The 20,333-nt window shown below is 48.9% G+C and carries 17 protein-coding genes and 3 tRNA genes; 5 read left to right on the forward strand and 15 right to left on the reverse strand.

What is annotated here, in order from left to right:
• Window positions 1–171 precede the first annotated feature (171 nt).
• The 3 genes from H591_RS0109055 to H591_RS0109065 all read right to left on the reverse strand — a co-directional run bounded on the left by H591_RS0109055 (window position 172) and on the right by H591_RS0109065 (window position 508).
• Window positions 172–256, reverse strand: a tRNA-Leu gene (locus H591_RS0109055).
• Between the two features lie 44 nt (window positions 257–300).
• Window positions 301–376, reverse strand: a tRNA-His gene (locus tag H591_RS0109060).
• A 55-nt stretch (window positions 377–431) separates the two neighbouring features.
• Window positions 432–508: transfer RNA gene (locus H591_RS0109065), tRNA-Arg, on the reverse strand.
• 270 nt (window positions 509–778) lie between these two features.
• On the opposite strand from H591_RS0109065, the gene folD reads away from it, so the two are divergent.
• Window positions 779–1,633: a bifunctional methylenetetrahydrofolate dehydrogenase/methenyltetrahydrofolate cyclohydrolase FolD gene (gene folD / locus H591_RS0109075; protein WP_028244313.1), complete on the forward strand. Its 855-nt coding sequence runs from the start codon at window positions 779–781 to the stop codon at window positions 1,631–1,633.
• Window positions 1,634–2,192: 559 nt separating this feature from the next.
• On the opposite strand, the gene H591_RS0109080 is transcribed toward folD, so the two are convergent.
• Both H591_RS0109080 and dinG read right to left on the reverse strand, forming a co-directional pair.
• Window positions 2,193–3,338, reverse strand: a complete 1,146-nt coding sequence (locus tag H591_RS0109080; RefSeq protein ID WP_022966635.1) for an EstA family serine hydrolase — start codon at window positions 3,336–3,338, stop codon at window positions 2,193–2,195.
• 25 nt (window positions 3,339–3,363) lie between these two features.
• On the reverse strand, window positions 3,364–5,508 hold the full coding sequence (gene dinG / locus H591_RS0109085) for an ATP-dependent DNA helicase DinG (RefSeq protein WP_022966636.1): 2,145 nt from the start codon (window positions 5,506–5,508) through the stop codon (window positions 3,364–3,366).
• 94 nt (window positions 5,509–5,602) lie between these two features.
• Between dinG and H591_RS0109090 the strand changes: the two genes are divergently transcribed.
• Window positions 5,603–6,073: a YchJ family protein gene (locus H591_RS0109090; protein ID WP_022966637.1), complete on the forward strand. Its 471-nt coding sequence runs from the start codon at window positions 5,603–5,605 to the stop codon at window positions 6,071–6,073.
• A 25-nt stretch (window positions 6,074–6,098) separates the two neighbouring features.
• On the opposite strand, the gene H591_RS0109095 is transcribed toward H591_RS0109090, so the two are convergent.
• A complete protein-coding gene (locus tag H591_RS0109095) occupies window positions 6,099–6,659 on the reverse strand; it encodes a hypothetical protein (protein ID WP_022966638.1) in 561 nt (186 codons plus the stop codon).
• A gap of 133 nt (window positions 6,660–6,792) precedes the next feature.
• On the opposite strand from H591_RS0109095, the gene H591_RS0109100 reads away from it, so the two are divergent.
• Genes H591_RS0109100 through H591_RS0109110 form a run of 3 tightly spaced genes read left to right on the forward strand, consistent with a single transcriptional unit; the run spans window position 6,793 to window position 7,950 of the window.
• The gene (locus H591_RS0109100; RefSeq protein WP_022966639.1) at window positions 6,793–7,290 is read left to right on the forward strand and encodes an LEA type 2 family protein; all 498 of its coding nucleotides are present in this window, start codon (window positions 6,793–6,795) and stop codon (window positions 7,288–7,290) included.
• Between the two features lie 5 nt (window positions 7,291–7,295).
• Entirely contained in the window at window positions 7,296–7,499 is a 204-nt protein-coding gene (locus H591_RS15875; RefSeq protein ID WP_033421067.1) for an SEC-C metal-binding domain-containing protein, read from the forward strand.
• A gap of 1 nt (window position 7,500) precedes the next feature.
• Complete coding sequence (locus H591_RS0109110; protein WP_022966641.1) at window positions 7,501–7,950, forward strand: DUF2489 domain-containing protein; 450 nt, start codon at window positions 7,501–7,503, stop codon at window positions 7,948–7,950.
• Here the strand turns inward: H591_RS0109110 and rmuC are convergent.
• The 9 genes from rmuC to fadB form a co-directional block, all read right to left on the reverse strand.
• On the reverse strand, window positions 7,947–9,500 hold the full coding sequence (gene rmuC / locus H591_RS15135) for a DNA recombination protein RmuC (protein WP_022966642.1): 1,554 nt from the start codon (window positions 9,498–9,500) through the stop codon (window positions 7,947–7,949). The genes H591_RS0109110 and rmuC overlap by 4 nt on opposite strands.
• The gene (locus tag H591_RS15140; RefSeq protein ID WP_022966643.1) at window positions 9,488–10,270 is read right to left on the reverse strand and encodes an amidotransferase; all 783 of its coding nucleotides are present in this window, start codon (window positions 10,268–10,270) and stop codon (window positions 9,488–9,490) included. Before H591_RS15140 ends, rmuC begins: the two co-directional genes overlap by 13 nt.
• Before the next feature lie 194 nt (window positions 10,271–10,464).
• Complete coding sequence (locus H591_RS0109125; protein WP_022966644.1) at window positions 10,465–12,216, reverse strand: DEAD/DEAH box helicase; 1,752 nt, start codon at window positions 12,214–12,216, stop codon at window positions 10,465–10,467.
• A 255-nt stretch (window positions 12,217–12,471) separates the two neighbouring features.
• Entirely contained in the window at window positions 12,472–13,353 is an 882-nt protein-coding gene (locus H591_RS0109130; RefSeq protein WP_022966645.1) for a pseudouridine synthase, read from the reverse strand.
• A gap of 5 nt (window positions 13,354–13,358) precedes the next feature.
• A complete protein-coding gene (locus H591_RS0109135; RefSeq protein ID WP_022966646.1) occupies window positions 13,359–13,607 on the reverse strand; it encodes a hypothetical protein in 249 nt (82 codons plus the stop codon).
• A gap of 68 nt (window positions 13,608–13,675) precedes the next feature.
• On the reverse strand, window positions 13,676–16,288 hold the full coding sequence (gene topA / locus H591_RS0109140; RefSeq protein ID WP_022966647.1) for a type I DNA topoisomerase: 2,613 nt from the start codon (window positions 16,286–16,288) through the stop codon (window positions 13,676–13,678).
• A 150-nt stretch (window positions 16,289–16,438) separates the two neighbouring features.
• Window positions 16,439–16,675, reverse strand: a complete 237-nt coding sequence (locus H591_RS0109145) for a DUF1653 domain-containing protein (RefSeq protein ID WP_022966648.1) — start codon at window positions 16,673–16,675, stop codon at window positions 16,439–16,441.
• A gap of 61 nt (window positions 16,676–16,736) precedes the next feature.
• Window positions 16,737–17,912: an acetyl-CoA C-acyltransferase FadA gene (fadA, locus tag H591_RS0109150; RefSeq protein WP_022966649.1), complete on the reverse strand. Its 1,176-nt coding sequence runs from the start codon at window positions 17,910–17,912 to the stop codon at window positions 16,737–16,739.
• A gap of 30 nt (window positions 17,913–17,942) precedes the next feature.
• Complete coding sequence (gene fadB / locus H591_RS0109155; RefSeq protein ID WP_022966650.1) at window positions 17,943–20,090, reverse strand: fatty acid oxidation complex subunit alpha FadB; 2,148 nt, start codon at window positions 20,088–20,090, stop codon at window positions 17,943–17,945.
• Between the last annotated feature and the right edge of the window lie 243 nt (window positions 20,091–20,333).

The following is a 20,333-nucleotide window of genomic DNA, read 5'->3' on the forward strand; positions in this document are numbered from 1 at the left end:
GGGTACTAAATGGAGATCACGCTTACAGGTAAACATCTCTAGAGCTTGTAGGTTTTTATAACTACAGTTTTAAGAAAATCACTAACACATATTGTTAAAACTAAAAAACCCGCACAAGGCGGGTTTCAAAGTGGTTTTCTCATTCATGTCGAAACATGTAAAACCTTTAGATGGTGCGGACGGAGAGACTCGAACTCTCACACCTCGCGGCGCCAGAACCTAAATCTGGTGTGTCTACCAATTCCACCACGTCCGCATTCAATCTAGAAACAAAGCAAAATGAATCTGCTTTGTAAAATATGGGGTGGACGATGGGTTTCGAACCCACGACACCGGGAATCACAATCCCGTGCTCTACCAACTGAGCTACGCCCACCATATTGCGCTGCGTATGTTACATATAACTTACTACACTTACAAGCTTCGCCTAATGGCGCGCCCGGCAGGATTCGAACCTGCGACCACCCGCTTAGAAGGCGGGTGCTCTATCCGACTGAGCTACGGGCGCCTGGTGTCTGCACTCAATTTGAGTTACTGACCCAAGGCTCGATCACTGTTCAATATGACTTGTTCAGCTTTCGTATCCAGCTTCAGGCTGTACTTGGTAAGCGGGGCGAATATTATATAGATCACCCTATGCCGTCAACCACTATTTTCAAAAGAATCAATTAGATAGTGATAAAGCATAAAATACCTCTCGTGCATCTTTGCCCCATGGCGCTGCTCATGCGAGAATAGCCACCATCTTTTTTATTCTATGATTATGGCCAAACCACCCATGACAGCACAATTGATTGACGGCAAACAGATCGCCGCAGATATTCGAAAAAATATCGCCCAACAAGTACAAGACCGTCTTAATAAAGGTTTACGTGCTCCTGGCTTAGCGGTGATTTTAGTTGGCAGCGATCCGGCCTCAGAAGTTTACGTGTCACACAAGCGCAAAGACTGCGAGCAAGTGGGTTTTCAATCACAGGCTTACGATCTCGCGGAAACCACCACGCAGTCGGAGTTGCTTGATCTGATTGATAAACTCAATAACGATGCAACTGTTGACGGTATTTTGGTACAGCTGCCATTACCTAAGCACTTAGACTCATCATTACTGCTTGAGCGCATCAGCCCAAGTAAAGATGTCGATGGTTTTCACCCCTATAATGTCGGCCGTTTAGCCCAGCGCATTCCGTTACTGCGCTCATGCACGCCAAAAGGCATCATGACCCTGCTCGAACATACTGGCGTAGATTTACATGGCTTAGATGCGGTGATTGTTGGCGCATCCAATATTGTCGGTCGTCCAATGGCACTGGAGTTATTGCTAGCAGGTTGCACCACAACCATCACCCATCGCTTCACCAAAGACCTCGAAAGCCATGTACGCCGCGCTGACCTAGTTGTCGTCGCCGTAGGTATTCCGAACTTAGTTAAAGGCGAATGGATCAAGCCAGGCGCGATTGTGATCGACGTCGGTATCAACCGCCAAGACAACGGTCAATTGATTGGTGACGTCGGCTTTGACGAAGCGATTAAGCGCGCAGCTTGGATCACTCCAGTACCTGGTGGTGTTGGCCCAATGACCCGCGCCTGCTTACTGGAAAATACCTTACAAGCCTGTGAGCAAGCAGAACAATAAGCGCCACGTCGATTCATGCTTGCTGTGACTGCTCAAACCATCTTTTTATAGGCTCTCGCTTTATAGATTTGATTTGCTAGCCCGCTAGAAGGCTAGCAATGCATCCCGATGATCAAGGCTTTGGCTTTAAAAGAGCCATGCTACAGACTTGAAAACAACACTAATGCTCAACAAGCACCGTGCAGGTGCCGTGGCAAGCGCGCCAGGGATGGCGCAGCGCCCGAATCGAGGCAGGATGCCTCGTTGAGGGATAAGCGGCACTTGCACGGTGCGCCATAAGCAGGAAATCCTTGATGCTTTTGATTTTTAGCTTATAAACTAACTGATAGGCAGAGTATGCCGTGCTCCGCAATTGCTGTTTATCCGTCGATGAACCCATCCAGGGTTCAACTCAGGCGCTGCGCCATCCCTGGCTCGCCCACCACAGCAACAGCGAAGCACTCATTGAGCAACCGCGCCGTTAGCACTATCTGTGCAAGGCTCATGCAGAAATAGCAGGATACGGCACAAACCTTACCTAGCGCCTTCATCTGCCACGCATAAGCAATGCATAAAAACGCTATAAGCACTTCTTTAGCATGGCATTAATTTTCTGCGCACGCGGATCCATCAGTACGCTGGCACCGAGGCTGTTGGTAATAAACGCCACACTGACCTCTCGCTCAGGGTCAGCGCAACCTAAAGTACCGCCCGCACCCGGATGACCATAACTGTACGCACCCAGCGCATAACTGGCCGGTAATTGGTCCACTTGCTCTAGCATACAGCCCAAGCCAAAGCGGGTTGACGTGAGCAACGTTAAATCTGCTCCCGCGCTGTGCTCAGTCAGCATTTCCTTGAGCATCTCAGTGTCGAGTAATTTACCCTGCAACAATCCCGTATAGAAACCAGCCAATCCGCGCGCGGTGCTGTGCGCATTAGCGGCAGGTTGCTGCATCTGACGCCATTCAAGCTTATTGGTACTGGTCAACATTGAAGGCGGATTAGCAAAAGCCTTAGCAGTCATACCGCGCGAATCACTCCCAATGGCTTTCATTAAACGCATTGAGGCAGCATCACCATACACACCCTTCATGCGCATCACATCGCCGACACGTGGCAATTCTTGCGCAGTCAGCCCTAGATAAAGCTCCAACTGCAAAGGTTCGGCGATACGTTTAGCAATCGCCTCTCCCGGCTCACAGCCATCGACACGACGAATCAACTCGCCGACCAACCATCCGTAAGTCATTGGCGCATAACCGTGGGCACTGCCCGGCGCCCACCATGGCGGAGTATTTTCTACCGCACTGACCATCTGCTGCCAATCAAACAAGGTCTCTGGCGCTAACGGCTCAAGTACAGCAGACAAACCGGCTTGATGGCTCAAAACATGGCGCAGAGTAATCTGCTGTTTACCTTGTCTGGCAAATTCTGGCCAGTACTCGGCTATCGGCGTATCCAACTGCAAACGCCCTTCTGCCACCAACTGCAGCAACACCACAGCCGCGACTGGTTTACCGCTGGAGAAAATATTTACCAATGTGTCACGCTGCCATAACTGTTCGGCATGACGGTCAATCACCCCACCCCAGACATCAATGACCGTTTCACCGGCAACTTGCACGCACAAAGCGGCACCACGCTGCTCTGGGTCTTCCAGAATCTGGCTAAACACATCAAGAACGTTAGAAAACGCACTGTCGCTGCGACCATCAATATGCATGCTGACCTCTTTATAACGCTAAAACTTAATCAATTTCACGTCGAAACGGTGGTAACGAATTTAAAATAGCTTTGCCGTAACGCTGCGTCACCAGACGTCGATCCAGCAAAGTAATACTGCCTATGTCTTGCTCATTACGCAGCAAACGACCACACGCCTGAATCAAGCGTAAAGAGGCATCAGGTACAGCAATTTCCATAAATGGGTTACCGCCGCGTGCTTCAATCCACTCAGACAACGCCGCCTCGACTGGATCATCCGGCACGGCAAAAGGAATCTTGGCAATCACCACGTGTTGGCAATAAGCGCCTGGCAAGTCGATGCCTTCAGCAAAACTGGCCAAGCCAAACAACACGCTGATCTGCTCTTTATCAATCTGCGCTTTGTGCTTAGCCAAAGTCTCTTGACGTGATAAACCACCCTGCATCAATACGCGCTTGCGCCACTCAGCATCGACGCCAGCAAACACATCTTGCATTTGTCGGCGCGAAGAAAACAACACTAAACTGCCCTGTGCGCCCTCTAAGATACTCGGCAGTTCGCGAATAATCGCCTGCGTATGCGCATCAGCATCGCGCGGATCAGCTCGCAGGTCTGGCACTCTAAGCACGCCCGCCTCAGCATATTTAAAGGGGCTAGGCACCACGGCTTTCTTTGCATCGTAAGGTAAACCGGCGCGCATATTGAAACGATCAAAAGTACCCAGCGCAGTTAAAGTGGCCGAGGTGACTAACGCGCCATGGGCAACATTCCATAAATGGCGGCGTAGCGTTTCTGCCGCCAAAATCGGACTGGCATTGACGTCAATATCAAACGAGCCGCCACTGTCAGCCAGTGACAACCAGCGCGCCATGGGTGGGCTTTTCTCCGGATCTTCAGCGGTAAAGGCAGTCCAGAGTTCTTGGTTATTTTGCGCGCGCGCCAATAAACTACCAAACAACGGATACCACTCTTCTGCCTGATGACTGGGCACACCTAAACCCGGCTCATCATCCATGGCTTTCTTTAATAACTCAGCGACGCGACTGAAAATATCGGTCAGTTTAGAGAACTCTTTTTTCAGTTCAATCCCAAGCTCAGCCATTTCACTGGGTATCACCCCACCGACAAAACGGTAGCGCGGCTTCTCATAACTGTCGGGATCGCTATTAGGACGAAACTCAGCCAATTGCTCACAGAAAGTAAACATAAATTGCATTTGTGTACGCAGACTTTTCGCCATTTCCGGCACTGCTTCAAGCAAGCGACCAAACTCTCCAGGCAATGGGTTTTGCGCAAGCAAACGGGTGAGATTCTTATCCACTTGCCCCAGCCAGTCAGCGGTCGAACGCAAACGAGTGAAATGCGCAAAGTGACCGATAGCTTTATCTGGCAGGTGATGGCCTTCATCGAAGACATAAATGGTTTCGCGCGGATCCGGTAACACTGCGCCACCACCTAGCGCCAAATCAGCCAAAACCATATCGTGATTGGTCACAATCACATCCACTTTGGTCATGCCTTCACGGGCTTTGTAAAAAGCACACTGCTGAAAGTTAGCGCAATGGCGACCCGTGCACTGGGTATGATCAGTGGTCACCCGCGACCAAGTAACATCTTCGAGAACCTGTGGCCAGCTATCACGGTCACCGTCCCAGCGGTTGCTGGCCAGCTTAGTAATCATCTCGCTAAAGAGTTTTTCGCTCTCGCTATCCACATCAATATGGTAGCCGTCATCGGCAAACATCTGCGCAGTCGCCTGCTCTGCTTCACCGTGCTGTGACAGTGCATCCAATTTAGATAAGCACAGGTAACGGCCACGGCCTTTGGCTAAGGCATAAGTGAAATGCAAACCACTGTTTTTAATGATATCGGGCAAATCTTTATCGACGATCTGCTCTTGCAGAGCGACGGTGGCTGTGGCGATCACCAAACGCTTACCCGCAGCACGCGCAGCCGCAATAGCGGCCAAACTGTAGGCTACAGTTTTACCGGTTCCCGTACCTGCTTCGATGGCGACCACGGCAGGCTCACCCGAGCGCTTACCCTCTTCATCGACGGCAATATTGCCTAAGACTTTCGCTACTTCAGCAATCATCAAACGCTGACCATAACGCGCCTTAAGGCCTTTCTTGTCTAAAAAGCGTGTGTAAGCGCCTTGAATAGTGTTTTTTAATTCATCGCTGAGCATGCTGCTTCCACTTAATCGAACTGTATGTTTGTTCAGTGCCTGTTTAAAAACGTATAATAGCCTGCTTATACGTTTTGTGCTTTACGGATTACTTATGACCGCTGCAATTGCCTGCCCTTGCAACTCCAGTCTTGATTATCAAAATTGCTGCGCACGCTACCATGCAGGCGCTAAGCCTGCCGCTGCAGAAGATTTAATGCGCGCACGCTACAGCGCGTATGCCCAGCACAATGTTGAATTTATAAGAGATACCAGCTTGCCGGCGCAGCAAGCGCAGTTGGATATGGCAGCGATTACCGACTGGAGTCAGAACAGCCAATGGTTAGGCTTAGAGGTGCTAGCTGAGCGCATCCATGCTGATCAACGACATGCCACTGTCGAGTTTATTGCACACTGGCAAGATGCTGAAGGTCAGCATCAACATCAAGAAACATCGTTATTTATCAGGCCTGCCGAGCAATGGTATTTTTATGATCCTAACGTGCCACTGCGTGCAGAACGCAATGCACCTTGCCCGTGCGGCAGTCGTCTCAAGTTCAAAAAATGCTGCGCTGCCCACCTATAAAAGTTGTCAGCGCAATGATCACAGACTACTCGTCAGCTAATTTAATATGCGAAACATCTGGCGCCACAATGGCCGCAGCACCCGGTAACTGCCCCATATCGCTACCCACCGGCGCGATAGAAATACCAGAGAGATCCAAGTTGGGCGCAGGCTTCTCAGCAGGTGTAGGTTGCAAGTCATCACCTAATGGCGCAATGCCAAAATCCGGTGCCTGCACATTACTAAATGCTGCCATGTATTCATCACGCGGCGCCACATTCAGCATCGCAACTGTTGCGCTAGAAGCCACAGCTGCAGCAGACTCCGCCACCGTTTCTTCTACCGGCAAACCTGGAGTTATTTCTTCAATCAGTTCTGCGTTTAAATCACGCACATCAAGGACAGCACCAGCCCGCTGAAAAGCCGCTTGGTACTTGCCTGCAGCTGTTGCATCAACACTCTGCTTTATTACCACGCGCTGGCCGGAAAACAATCGCGCTAAGAGAGCATCATCCGCTTGGAATAAGCGCGCAATCGCTGCCTTAACTTGCTCAAGCTGAGCGCCTGGTAAAATCTCGCCAGAAAAAGCAATTTCGAACTGTTGCATACTCAATCCTCTAAAATTGATAACCCACGTAGCAATCTAATTGATATATGTTACGTAAACAGGCACTGTGCATGTCCTATTTACCACGTCCAACATTTGCTTGATACACTGCCGTGAGATTTGGAGTTAATCAATGAGCTATTTGGCAACTATAAAAAAAACACCGGCATTATTGGTTTTATTAGCATTATTAGGCTCAGTGAGCGGTTGCTCAACATGGCTAACAGGAAACTTTAAAAAGCCAGACTTACAACTGGTGGATGTCGAACTGGTGCACGCTAAATTACTCGAGCAGCAATTTGTTTTACATTTTCGCGTAGACAATCCGAACTCGAAAAGTTTGCCCATGCGTAGCATCAATTATCGTCTTTTGCTGAATGACACCCCGCTTGCTACTGGCAGTAATAACCAATGGCTCACCGTTCCAGCCAATGGCCATGCCTATTTTAAAATTCCCGTGCACACCAATCTCTGGCGGCACATGAAAGTTGTGGTACGCATGCTAGAAAAACCTGATCAGCCGATTCATTACGCACTGCATGCTGATGTAAAAACCGGGCTTTTGTTTAGCAAAAAAATCAATATCGTTCGTCACGGTGATATCATTCCCGGCGACTATATTCGCGAGTAATTACTATGTCTTCTACAGAACACGTTCACGGCCCTGACTGCCAACATGATGATCATCAACACAGCCATGCACCCGCGCCACACGTGCACGGCCCGCATTGCGGCCACGCCCATCACGAACCAGTACGCAACCCTCTAAAAGAAATTGGTCGTAATGATCCTTGCCCATGTGGCAGTGAGAAAAAATACAAAAAGTGTCACGGAGCCTAACGTGCAAACATTTTCTAATGTTTGGCTGCTTGCTGGTGCTGTTTGTATTCTCGGTTTAGCCGCTTATGCGGCTATTCTTTGGCGTCGTGTTTGGCAAGCAAAACAACAACGTCAACAGCAACTCAGCTTACAAAAAGCTCAGCGTCATGACGATCTAATCGTTTTGAGCAATGGCTTTTTAAGTGGGCAGATGCCTTGGGCGGAAGGTTGTATTCGCATCAAAGTCATCTTAGATCACTACGATGCTGAGATGGGCATGCACAACGACTACCAAGTCCTGCAAAAGGTTTTTACAGCCACCGAGCAAATACCCACCCACGACGCTTGGCGTCAACTGAGCAGCGTTGAAAAGAAACCTTTTCAAAAACTGCTGGCTGAACTTGAACTCAAACATAAGCAAGAGTCAGTTCGCGCAGTCCAGCAGCTGCTTAATCACCTGCAGGCGTCTTAGTCGGCGCTATCAATATCTGCATGGGTCAGTTCAAGTCGCGCGCGATCTTGCCACTGTTCAGGTATTTCCGTCTTCACGGCAACACCTAACTGCTGGAAATCACTGGCTTGCTTAATCAAGTTGCCACGACCGCTGACCAACTGATCGCAGGCTTTACGATAGGCTTCTTGCGCGCGCTCCAAACTGCTACCAATGCCATCCATGCTGCCAAGAAAGATGCGTAATTTGTCATACACTTTACTGGCTCGATCAGCCAACTCAGCGGTACTGCGGCTTTGCTCCTCAAAGCGCCAGAGCTGCCTCACGATGGTTAAGCTGGCCAATAAGGTACTTGGCGTAGCAATCAGAATGTTTTGCTCAATAGCGCGCTGTAACAAGCCCTCATCGGCACGTACCGCATCTGCAAACGCCGATTCAATGGGAACAAACATCACCACCATATCTGGTGCATTCAAGCCTGGCAGCGCCGCGTAATCGCGCTCAGCCAACTCAAGCACGCGCGCCGAAAAAGCACTGACATGCTCGCGCAGCGCCTGCGCGCGCAAGTTATCATCTTCAGCATTCACGTAGCGCAGGTAGGCATTGAGCGAGACTTTGGCATCAATAATTAAATGCTTATTTTGCGGTAAGTAAATAATCGCATCCGGACGTTTACGCCCTTCGCTGGTGGTAAAACTCACCTCGCGAGCAAAATCCACTCCGAGCTGCAAACCGGCGCGCTCTAAAACATTTTCTAGAATCAGCTCACCCCAATTACCTTGGGCTTTCTTCTGCCCACGCAAAGCCGAACTCAACTCATGGGCTTCTTGAGTAATTTGCTGATTAAGCTCTTTTAATTGCAATAATTGCTGCTGCAAAGACGCCTGCTGCTGCACATCTTTATGGTGAATGTCTTCAACTTTTTGGCGAAACCCTTCAATCTGCTCACGAAAAGGCTTGAGCATGGCTTCTAAGGACTGCTGACTGGTCTGGGTGAGCGACTGGCCGCGCGCTTCAAAAATCTGTCCGGCTAACTGTTCAAATTCCAGTTTCAATTGCTCGCGACTGTCTTTAAGCAGTTGCTGCTGCTCAAGTAAATGCTGCTCTTTTTGCGCAGTCAATCCTCGCAGTGACACATGTTCTTGCTGCAAGTTTTGATGCGTTTGCTGCAATTCAAGATAGCTAGCCTGCTGCTCGGTCAACGCTTTTTCGCGCAGCAACTGTTGCTCTTTTAACTCTCGATAGGCTGCACGCGCCGCATCAGCAACCCCTCGCACTTGTAATAGCTGCTCTTGTGCCGAGCGCTGCTCAGCATGCAGCTGCTGGTAATCTGCTTCACGCCGCTGTAACTGCGCATGCAACTGATCTTGCTGGCTACCTAGCACTTGCAAATCAGTATCCTGCTCATGCAATTGTTGCTGCGCGCTAAGCAGTGCAGTCTGGCTGGCATTGAGTTGCTGCTGTAATTTCTGGCCACGGATAAACTGCAGCACAGCCACTGCCAAGACAATCACGCCAAGCACTAATGGCGCAGCATACTGGGTTAATTCCTGCCCTGTTAGACCAAGCATAGAGGCTCGCTTACTGAATCAGTTACTGCATCGATAGCGTCAGAGGCTTTGCGCGCGTCTTTAGCGGCTTGAACAAAGCACAGCATCCACTGTGCAATGGCCTGACCATCGTGTGCATCCTGCAAGCTGTTACAGGCGGCCTGATACTCATCAGGGCAATAAACAGCTTGGCGGATTTGCAATAACTGTCTAGAAAAATCATGGGTAAACTCAGGATGCCCTTGAAAGCATAAAACCTGTTGCCCGATGATAAAGGCAGCGTTTTCACAGAATTCACTCTGTGCTAATAAAGTCGCACCAGCCGGTAAAGCGGTAACTTGATCACGGTGACTGATCAATAATTGAAACTCATCAAGCGCCTCAGGCAACCACTGCGGCTTATAAGCTAAGCGGTAACGGTGCACACCAATACCCCAGCCTTTATTAGAACGCTGTGTATCACCACCGAGCACCAACGCTAGGATTTGATGGCCAAAGCAAATTCCCAGCAACACATCGCCCTGCTGAAAACGCTCACGCAAGTAAGCGCGCAAAGTAACAATCCACGGATCATTGGCAAAGGAGTCCGCTTTGCTACCTGTGACTAAATAAGCGTCAAATTGCTCGCTGGCCGCAGGATATTCGCCTCGCACCACATTAAATACTTGGCATACGACACTTGCATCTTGGCCGGCAAACAACTGCTTAAACATCTGGCCAAAGCCGATAAAGCTATCTTGCATGGTTGGATGTAAATCATCCGACTCTAAAATACATATTCGTAAGGTCATCAACGCACCTCAAAACCACTGATCAAAAGCACAGTATAGAGTACCTTAAGCACAGTCTGCAGGTCTAAATAGATCGAAAAAATTAAAAGAAAGCTGTTTTAACAGCGCAAAAAAAAAAGCCGATTCAACTTTTCAGTCAAACCGGCTTTATCTCAGCAAACAAAGCTTAAGCAGTACTTAAGCAATGGTGCATCTTAATCTTCGCGATAGCGACGCAGCTTAAGTGCTTTACCACCGACACGGGTGTCTTTTAACTTACCCAATAAACGCTCAAGACCTTCTTCTGGTAATTCAACCAAACTAAAGCTTTCGCGAATCTGAATACGACCAATCGCATCACGCTGTAAACCGCCCTCATTGAGGATCGCACCGAGCAAGTTGCGTGCAGCAACACCATCACGAGTTCCCAATGCAGTACGGCAACGTACTTTACCTTCGCTCAGTGCTAATGGCTCACGAGGACCACGAGAACCACTATCGCGGCCGCCATCACGACCACCTTCACGTGGTGGACGACTGCCACGGTCACCGCGATCGCCACGATCCCCACGATCATCACGACTACGTGGAGCGATGGTTGGCTGCTCACGCTCAACACCGTCTAAAGTGAAGGCTTGGCCTTCAGTGGTTTTAGCCAACAAAGCCAAGGCTAAATCTTCAACTGTGCAACCAAGCTCAGTGGTCAGATGCGTTAATAGCTCAACGTTTTTGTTCTCTTTGTCTTTAACGCGCGGAGCTAAATCCTGAGTCAAACGACGAATACGTGCTTGCAGAATTACTTTAGCATCCGGCAATAAAATCTCAGCGACTTTCTGGCCTGTTACACGCTCAATCACCTGCAACATACGACGCTCACGCGGCGTCACTAACAACAACGCACGACCATCACGACCGGCACGGCCAGTACGACCGATACGGTGCACATAAGACTCTGGGTCATACGGCATATCGATGTTGAAAACGTGAGTAATACGCGGCACATCAAGTCCACGCGCGGCAACGTCAGTGGCGATGACGATGTTTAAGCGGCCATCTTTTAATGACTCGATAACGCGCTCACGTTGGTTTTGCGCGATGTCACCATTGAGCGCCGCAACCTTGTAGCCTTTCGCTTCAAGTGCTGCTGCGATGTCTAAGGTCGCTTGCTTGGTGCGCACGAAACCAATCATGGCATCAAAGTCTTCAACTTCGAGCAAACGCAATACGGCGTTTACTTTTTGATCTGCATGCACCATCAGGTGCGCTTGTTCAATACGCGCAACGGTTTGCGTTTTGCTAGCAATTTTAACTTGCTGTGGATTGCGCAAATGTTTTTCTGCAATGCCACGAATTGATGCTGGCAAGGTTGCCGAGAACAACACAGTCTGGCGCTCATCAGGCATGGCATTGAAAATAACTTCTAAGTCATCCATAAAGCCGAGCTTTAACATCTCATCGGCTTCATCAAGAACTAAAAATTTAATGGTAGACAGTAAGCCACCGTTACGGCTGAGGTGGTCAACCAGACGACCTGGCGTTGCCACGATCACTTGTGCGCCATTACGAATAGCTTTCAGCTGTGGGCCCATCGGCGCACCACCGTAAATCGCAACAACGTTAACGCTAGACATCTGCGCAGCAAAGCTTTCAAAAGCAGTTGCAACTTGCAGGGCCAGTTCGCGGGTCGGTGCTAATACCAACACCTGTGCTTCACGACGGGCTGCATCAATGCGCGATAAAATAGGTAACGCAAACGCAGCGGTTTTACCGGTACCGGTTTGGGCCTGACCGATCATATCGTGGCCAGCCATAATCAACGGAATCGATTTGGTCTGAATCGGTGATGGTTCTTCATAGCCGACTGCAGTAATAGCAGCAAGAACTGAAGGGTGTAGGCCAAGTGTAGAAAAATTACCAATTTCTGCAGCTGTGCCAACGTCTGGAGTAGTACTGATTTCTTGGGTCATGGTATGCCTCATGTGCATCCGCAAAGACCCATGAAAGCTGCACACGCCATGAAAGACCATAATGGTCGCCCTTTGGCAGCCTGTTTGCGAGTATTTGCGAGAACGCTGTTTAGAAAAAACGTCTAGGATAGTCCTGTACAGGACAAGCAGTCGAAGCTGCGCTTCGGGATATTGCAGTAACCTTAACGGGGCCAGTAAGGCCGGCGCGTATTATAGGCCCTTTCAACTGATTTTGACTAGCACTTGTTAACTCAATCACATAGATAAGGTTAATTGGCTTTTAAAACTGCGCAAAATGCCGCTAAAAGGATCAATAAAGCTGATTTGTTTGGCAAGCAATTGCAACGGCCTCGCATAATCTTCCTGCCCAGCCTCTTTTTGCAACTCCGGATACAGAGGATCATTAACAATCGGCGCACCTAAAGCAGCCAAGTGCACCCGCAACTGATGCTTACGCCCAGTCACCGGATATAAACGATAGCGCCAAATATCCTCACTCTGCTCTTCAACTTCAATCAGCGTATCGCTATTGGCAAGGCCCGCGACTTCTTGCATACGAAAAAACTGCTCTGCTGGCTCAAGGCGACTGCGATGCCGATATGGCCATTGCAAATCAGGCAATGCAGGTGCTAACGCCTCATAACACTTAAATACTTTGCGCTCACGAAATAAACGCTGATAGGCATCGCGACTGCTAGGGCTTAACGAAAACAACAAAACGCCAGCAGTTAAACGGTCAAGACGATGAATCGGCACAATATCTGGATTGTCTAAACGCTTCATCAGGCGGCGCAATACTGTTTCTTCGACATAGCGACCGGCAGGTAGTGTCGCTAAAAAATGCGGCTTATCCACCGCCAGCAGATGCTCATCTTGGTAGAGAATGCTTTCCGTGAAAGGCACCACTGCTTCTTCAGGCACTTCCCGAAAGTAATACAGCAAAGCGCCTGGCTGATAGGCCGCAGCTGGCAGCACACAGCGCTGTTCGGCATCGAGAACTTTGCCACTGAGCATGCGCTGACGCCAAACTTCACGACCGATCGCGGCGAAGCGCTCGCTCAAAAAATCCAAGACTAGGGTGTACGGCTGATCAGGCAAGCGCACTTGGCTTGCGCCAAGCAGATTAGAATGGCTCATGTGAATTAATGCAGGGTGTGCTCAGTTGCATCATCAGGATCGCTTTCATTCAGCGCTTCTTCTTCGGCTAAATGCCCAGCTGCTAATAAACCTGCATGAAACATTTCTTTGGCCACATCAATGTAGCGTGCTTTCAAAAAGCCACGGGCTTCGCTTGAGAACGTCAGAGTGACTAAAGCGCCATCCTCTTCCGAGCGGCGCAAAACAATGCGACCGTCAGGTAACTCAACAATTTCCAAAAACGCACTGGACATAAACAACTCTTAACATTAAATAAAACAGAACAAGGCCGCTAAGCGACCTTGTTGCATGCTTAAATTACTTATTTATTTTTGCGCTTATCGTCAACCTGCCACTTTTTACCATCGTAAAAAGCTTTCCAACCGCTAGGCTTGCCTTCAATTTCTGACTGCACATATTGCTCTTTGGTTTTACGGCTGTAACGAATCACCGTAGGCAGACCATCTGGGTCATGCTGAGGTGCGGTAAGCAAGTAATGGTATTTGGGATCGATTTCTGCTTTATGCGGAATCAACTCCAGCACCAAGGGCGCACGGGTTTCACGCTTTTTCGGAAACTGGCTGGCAGCTAAGAACATGCCCGAAGCACCATCGCGCAGCACATAGGTGTCATCAACATTGACACACTGCAGTTCTGGCATCGGCACCGGATCCATTTTTGGCGGTGCTGCTTCGCCGCTGCGCAGAAGTTTGCGGGTGTTTTTACACTCAGTATTGGTGCAACCGAAATACTTACCAAAGCGGCCGGTTTTCAACTGCATCTCACTGCCGCACTTATCACACTCAAGGCTTGGACCTTCATAGCCTTTAATGCGGAACTGCCCTTCTTCAAGCTCAAAACCACTGCAATCTGGATTATTACCACACACATGCAGCTTACGAGTTTCATCGAGCAAGTAAGCATCCATTGCTGTACCGCACTTCGCACAACGGCGCTTATGACGTAACAGTAATGATTCAGACTCACCTTCATCATCCGCCGCAATCTCGTTGCCCGGCACCAGGTTCATGGTCGACTTGCAACGCTCTTTAGGTGGCAAGGCATAACCTGAACAACCCAAGAACACACCGGTCGATGCAGTGCGAATCATCATCGGACGCCCGCATTCTTTGCAAGCAATGTCAGTCATGGTTGGCGTGTTTTCACGCATGCCATTTTCTGCTGAATCCGCAGTTTCTAATTTTTTCTTAAAATCTTTATAAAACTCATCGAGCAACTGTTTCCACTGCAACTCGCCATGGGCAACACTATCTAAACGCTCTTCCATCTGCGCAGTAAAGCCATAATCCATCAGATTAGCAAAGCTTTCACCAAGACGCTCAGTGACAATGTCGCCCATTTTCTCGGCATAGAAGCGACGATTTTGTAGCGCCACATAGCCTCGGTCTTGAATGGTAGAAATAATCGCCGCATAGGTTGAAGGGCGACCAATACCTTGCTTCTCCAACTCTTTAACTAAACTGGCTTCGCTGTAACGCGCTGGCGGCTTAGTAAAGTGCTGCGAAGGATCCAATTTCACTAGATTTAATTCATCGCCTTTATGCAGATCCGGCAGCACTGCATCTTCACCGCCCTTACCTTGCTGCGGTTGCACACGGGTGTAACCGTCAAACTTCAAGATACGACCACGGGCACGCAACTCAAAACGATCCGCTTCCACGGTCAAAGTGGTGGCCATATATTCAGCTGCAGGCATTTGGCAGGCAACAAACTGACGCCAAATCAACTCATACAGGCGCTCAGAGTCGCGCTCCATGCCTTTGAGCTGTGAGGTCTGGGTGTTTACATCAGAAGGCCGAATCGCTTCGTGCGCTTCTTGTGCGCCTTGCTTGCTGCTATAAAAAATTGGTTTTTCTGGCAAATACTTGGCGCCAAACTCTTGATCAATAAAGCTGCGCACCATTTCGATGGCGTCGTTAGAGATATTGGTTGAGTCGGTACGCATATACGTGATGTAACCAGCTTCATACAAACGCTGCGCCAACATCATGGTTTTCTTTACCCCAAAACCCAAACGGGTACTGGCCGCTTGCTGCAAGGTTGAGGTGATGTAAGGTGCGCTTGGGCGGCTACTGGTTGGCTTATCTTCGCGCTTAACCAAGCTATAGGGTGCTTTTTCCAGCACCGCTAAAGCTGTATCGGTTTGATCTTTATTCACCGGGCGGAATGCTTGCCCTGCTTCGCGCACCACTTCAAAGCGGGTATCGGCGTGCTTGGCATGCTGTAAGTCGGCATGTATCTGCCAGAATTCTTCAGGCACAAAGGCGCGAATTTCTTTTTCACGCTCAACCACAAGCTTGACTGCTACGGACTGTACGCGCCCAGCAGAAAGACCGCGAGCCACTTTCTTCCACAACAGCGGTGACACCATAAAGCCAACCACACGATCTAAAAATCGGCGGGCTTGCTGAGCATTGACCTGGTCAATATCCAGTTGACCTGGCTCGGCAAAAGCACCTTTAATGGCTTTCTCCGTAATTTCGTTAAACACCACACGCTTATAACGGCTGTCATCACCACCAATGGCTTCGCGCAGGTGCCAGGCAATGGCTTCCCCTTCACGGTCCAAGTCCGTCGCGAGATAGATGGTGTCGGCGTCTTTAGCTAGACGGCGCAACTCTTCGATGACTTTTTCTTTACCCGGTAGAATTTCGTAACGGGCCTTCCAATCATTCTCAGGGTCAATACCCATTCTGGCAACTAAAGTGCGCATGGCCTTTTCTTTCGGCGTCAACTGCGCGGTGTCAGCTGCTTTAGCGCGCTTAGCTGGCTCTTTACCGGCAGCGGCAGAGCCACTGGTTGGTAAATCACGAATATGCCCCACACTCGACTTCACCACATACTCATTACCTAAGTATTTGTTGATGGTTTTAGCCTTAGCGGGGGACTCTACGATAACCAGCGATTTGCTCATTGCTCAGAATATTCCTGAAATAAATAAAGTGATACGCCTGCACTAGCACTGCCAATATCACAAAAAAGATACGATAACTTTGATTACAGTGAGGCTATATATAGGTTGAAAGCGGCTTAGGTCAAGTTTTTGGTCAAATTGATCATGGTTTTATGATCGAGTAAACAGGCTTTCTTCGCTTTGCAGTAAAGCAAAACGGGGCTGCAAAACACCCTCAACAAGGACCTGCTCGGTAAACATCGACAGCGGCCGCAGCCATAATCCAAACTCGCCGTAAAGCGCTTGGTAGACCACCAGAGACTCTTCTGTCTCGGAATGCTGAGCAACGCCTAAAACACGGTACTGCTGGCCTTTATAATGCTGGTAAAGCCCTGTTGCTATCGTCACTGCATCCTCCCAAATAAAAAAGCCGAGGCACTAGGCCCCGGCTTGAGTATTTAACTGGCGCTTACACGCGTTCAAATACTGTAGAGATACCCTGACCGAGACCAATACACATGGTCGCTAAGCCTAAAGTACCGCTGTTTTGCTTCATCACATTCAGCAAGGTGCCTGAGATACGTGCACCTGAGCAACCGAATGGGTGACCCAGAGCAATCGCACCACCGTGCAAGTTAACCTTTTGCTCCATTTTATCAAGGAGTTTAAGGTCTTTCAGTACTGGCAATGCTTGTGCAGCAAAGGCTTCGTTAAGCTCAACGAAATCGATATCATCGATCGTCACGCCAGCACGCTTCAATGCTTTATGAGTTGCTGGTACTGGACCGTAACCCATGATTGCTGGATCAACACCAGCAACAGCCATTGAACGAATAACAGCCATCGGCTCAATACCAAGATCTTTAGCACGCTGCGCAGACATTACGATCATGCAAGAAGCACCATCAGTAATTTGCGAAGACGTACCAGCAGTCACAGTACCGCCTTTCGGGTTAAACGCTGGACGTAAAGCGGCCAAGCTTTCTAATGTTGTCTCAGGACGAATGGTTTCGTCATAATCAAACATTTTCAAGAAGCCATCAGCATCGTAGCCTTCCATTGGGATAATTTCGTCTTTGAACTTACCTTCAACAGTGGCTTTCTGTGCCAAACGGTGTGAACGCTCACCGAACGCATCTTGGGCTTCACGAGTAATGCCGTGCATTTTACCTAGCATTTCAGCGGTTAAGCCCATCATGCCGGAAGCTTTTGCACCGTACAGTGACAAATGCGGGTTAGGATCAACGCCGTGCATCATGCTGACGTGGCCCATGTGCTCAACACCACCAACCACAAACACATCGCCGTTACCGGTTTGAATCGCTTGTACAGCAGTGTGCAATGCGCTCATTGAAGAACCGCATAAACGGCTAACGGTTTGCGCAGCACTGGTGTGTGGAATTTGCGTCATCAAAGAAGCCATACGGGCAATGTTCCAGCCCTGCTCTAGGGTTTGGTTTACGCAACCCCAGATCACATCTTCAACTTCCGCAGGGTTTACTTTGTCATTACGAGTCAGCAAACCACGGATTAAATGTGCTGACATATCTTCAGCACGTGTATTGCGGTGCATGCCACCTTTCGAACGACCCATAGGGGTGCGTCCGAAGTCGACAATCACTGCATCTCTTGGATTCAAGCTCATTTCTTTACTCCCGCTCTAATCTGTCCGCGATTAACCGAAAAAGGTTTGACCGTTTTTGGCCATTTCACGCAATTTCTCGGTCGGGTGATACAGCGCACCCAAGTCAGCGTATTTGTCTGCCAAAGCAACAAACTCAGCTACACCAATACTGTCGATGTAACGTAACGCGCCACCACGGAAAGGAGGGAAACCAATACCGTAAATTAAGCCCATATCTGCTTCTGCAGCGGTCTCAACGATACCGTCTTCTAGGCAACGTACAGTTTCCATGCACAATGGGATCATCATCCAGTTGATGATGTCTTCATCGCTCACTTCACGCTTCTCGTAAACAATCGGCGCTAGAATCTCAGCAATTGCGTCATCAACGACTTTCTTCGGCTTGCCGCGCTTGTCAGTTTCATAGGCATAGAAACCTTTGCCATTCTTCTGACCTAAACGGTCTGCTTCATAAAGCACGTCTACCGCTGAACGACGATCGTCTTTCATGCGATCTGGGAAACCTTCAGCCATTACATCACGACCATGGTGTCCGGTATCAATACCAACCACGTCCATCAAGTAAGCAGGACCCATCGGCCAGCCGAATTTTTCCATGACTTTATCAATGCGTACAAAATCAACACCTGCACTGACTAACTTGGCAAAACCACCAAAGTACGGGAACAGAACACGGTTGACTAAGAAGCCTGGGCAGTCATTGACAACAATCGGGTTTTTACCCATTTTCTGTGCATAAGCAACAGTTGTTGCTACTGCTTCGTCTGATGAATGCTCACCACGAATCACTTCAACCAAAGGCATCATGTGCACTGGGTTAAAGAAGTGCATGCCGACAAAATTTTCTGGGCGCTTGAGCGCTTTAGCCAGTAAATTAATCGAGATAGTTGAAGTGTTAGACGCAATGATGGTGTTCTCACCAACATGCTGCTCAACTTCAGCCAGCACTGCGTGCTTAACTTTTGGATTCTCAACAACAGCTTCAACAACGAGATCAACATGACCGAAGTCGCCATACGACATGGTTGGGCGAATCGCGTTTAATGCTTTAGCCATTGCATCTGGTTTCATGCGCTTACGTTCAACGCGCTTAACCAGCAGCTTAGCTGCTTCTTCAAGACCTAACTGAATGCCTTCCTCGCGAATATCCTTCATCAGGATTGGCGTGCCTTTTAAGGCCGACTGGTAGGCAATACCACCACCCATGATACCTGCGCCCAATACGGCAGACAGCTTGACATCACGTGCGATTTTTTCGTGCTCTTTAGCTTTACGCTTCAGGGCTTGGTCATTCAGGAACAAACCAATCAGACTTTGCGCAACAGACGTTTTAGCCAGCTTGGCAAAACCAGCAGCTTCAATTTCTAATGCTTTGTCGCGGCCATGATTGGCAGCTTTTTGAATGGTTTTAATGGCTTCAACTGGCGCTGGGTAGTTAGGACCCGCTTTACCAGCAACAAAACCTTTTGCGGTTTCGAAGCACATCATTTGCTCAATTGCATTGAGCTTGAGTTTTTCTAGCTTAGGCTGACGTTTTGCTTTGTAGTCTAACTCACCAGAAATCGCACGCTTAACTAGATCAACAGCAGCAGAATGCAGCTTATCTAAACTCACTACAGCATCAACTGCACCGACTTTTAAAGCTTCTTCAGCACGCCCTTCTTTACCAGCAGCGATCCACTCAATAGCGTTGTCTGCACCAGCTACACGGGTAAAACGTACCGTGCCGCCGAAGCCTGGGTAGATACCCAGTTTAATTTCTGGCAAACCAATTTTAGCGCTATCGGCCATGATGCGGTAATCCGCCGCCAAGCACATTTCAAAACCACCGCCTAAAGCGATGCCATTGATAGCAGCAACAGTTGGTACATTCAGGTCTTCAAAATCATTAAAGATCTTGTTGACTTCAAGATTGCCTGCAACCAGCTCTTCTTCAGAAAGCTTAAAGTTGTCAACAAACTCTGTAATGTCTGCACCAACGATAAATACATCCTTACCACTGGTCACAATCACGCCTTTAACATCGTTATTGGCTTTGATTGCGTCGACTGCAGCACGCAGTTCGGTAAGTGTAAGACGGTTAAACTTGTTGACGGACTCACCCTTGAGGTCGAAATTTAATTCGACGATACCACTTTCAAGAGTCTTCACCGTGATGGCTTTACCTTCGTAAATCATCAACTGATCTCCACGATATGGAAGCTGAACAGTTACGCACCGGCCACTGATCAGCAATTAAACAATGTGCATAGCACGTTGCGTAGTACTTATCAGCATACTCGTCGACTCAACACTCATAAGAATGCCTTCTGCCGTACCAATATGCATTTCATACGCCCGTTTGATTTGGGTGTGCACACATTCACGGAAATTCTTCTCTTTGTCAATTACAAGTCTCAAAGAAATATAGTAAATATGTGT

Origin of the sequence: Denitrificimonas caeni DSM 24390 (assembly GCF_000421765.1) — a bacterium.
In the GTDB taxonomy this organism is placed as follows: domain Bacteria; phylum Pseudomonadota; class Gammaproteobacteria; order Pseudomonadales; family Pseudomonadaceae; genus Denitrificimonas; species Denitrificimonas caeni.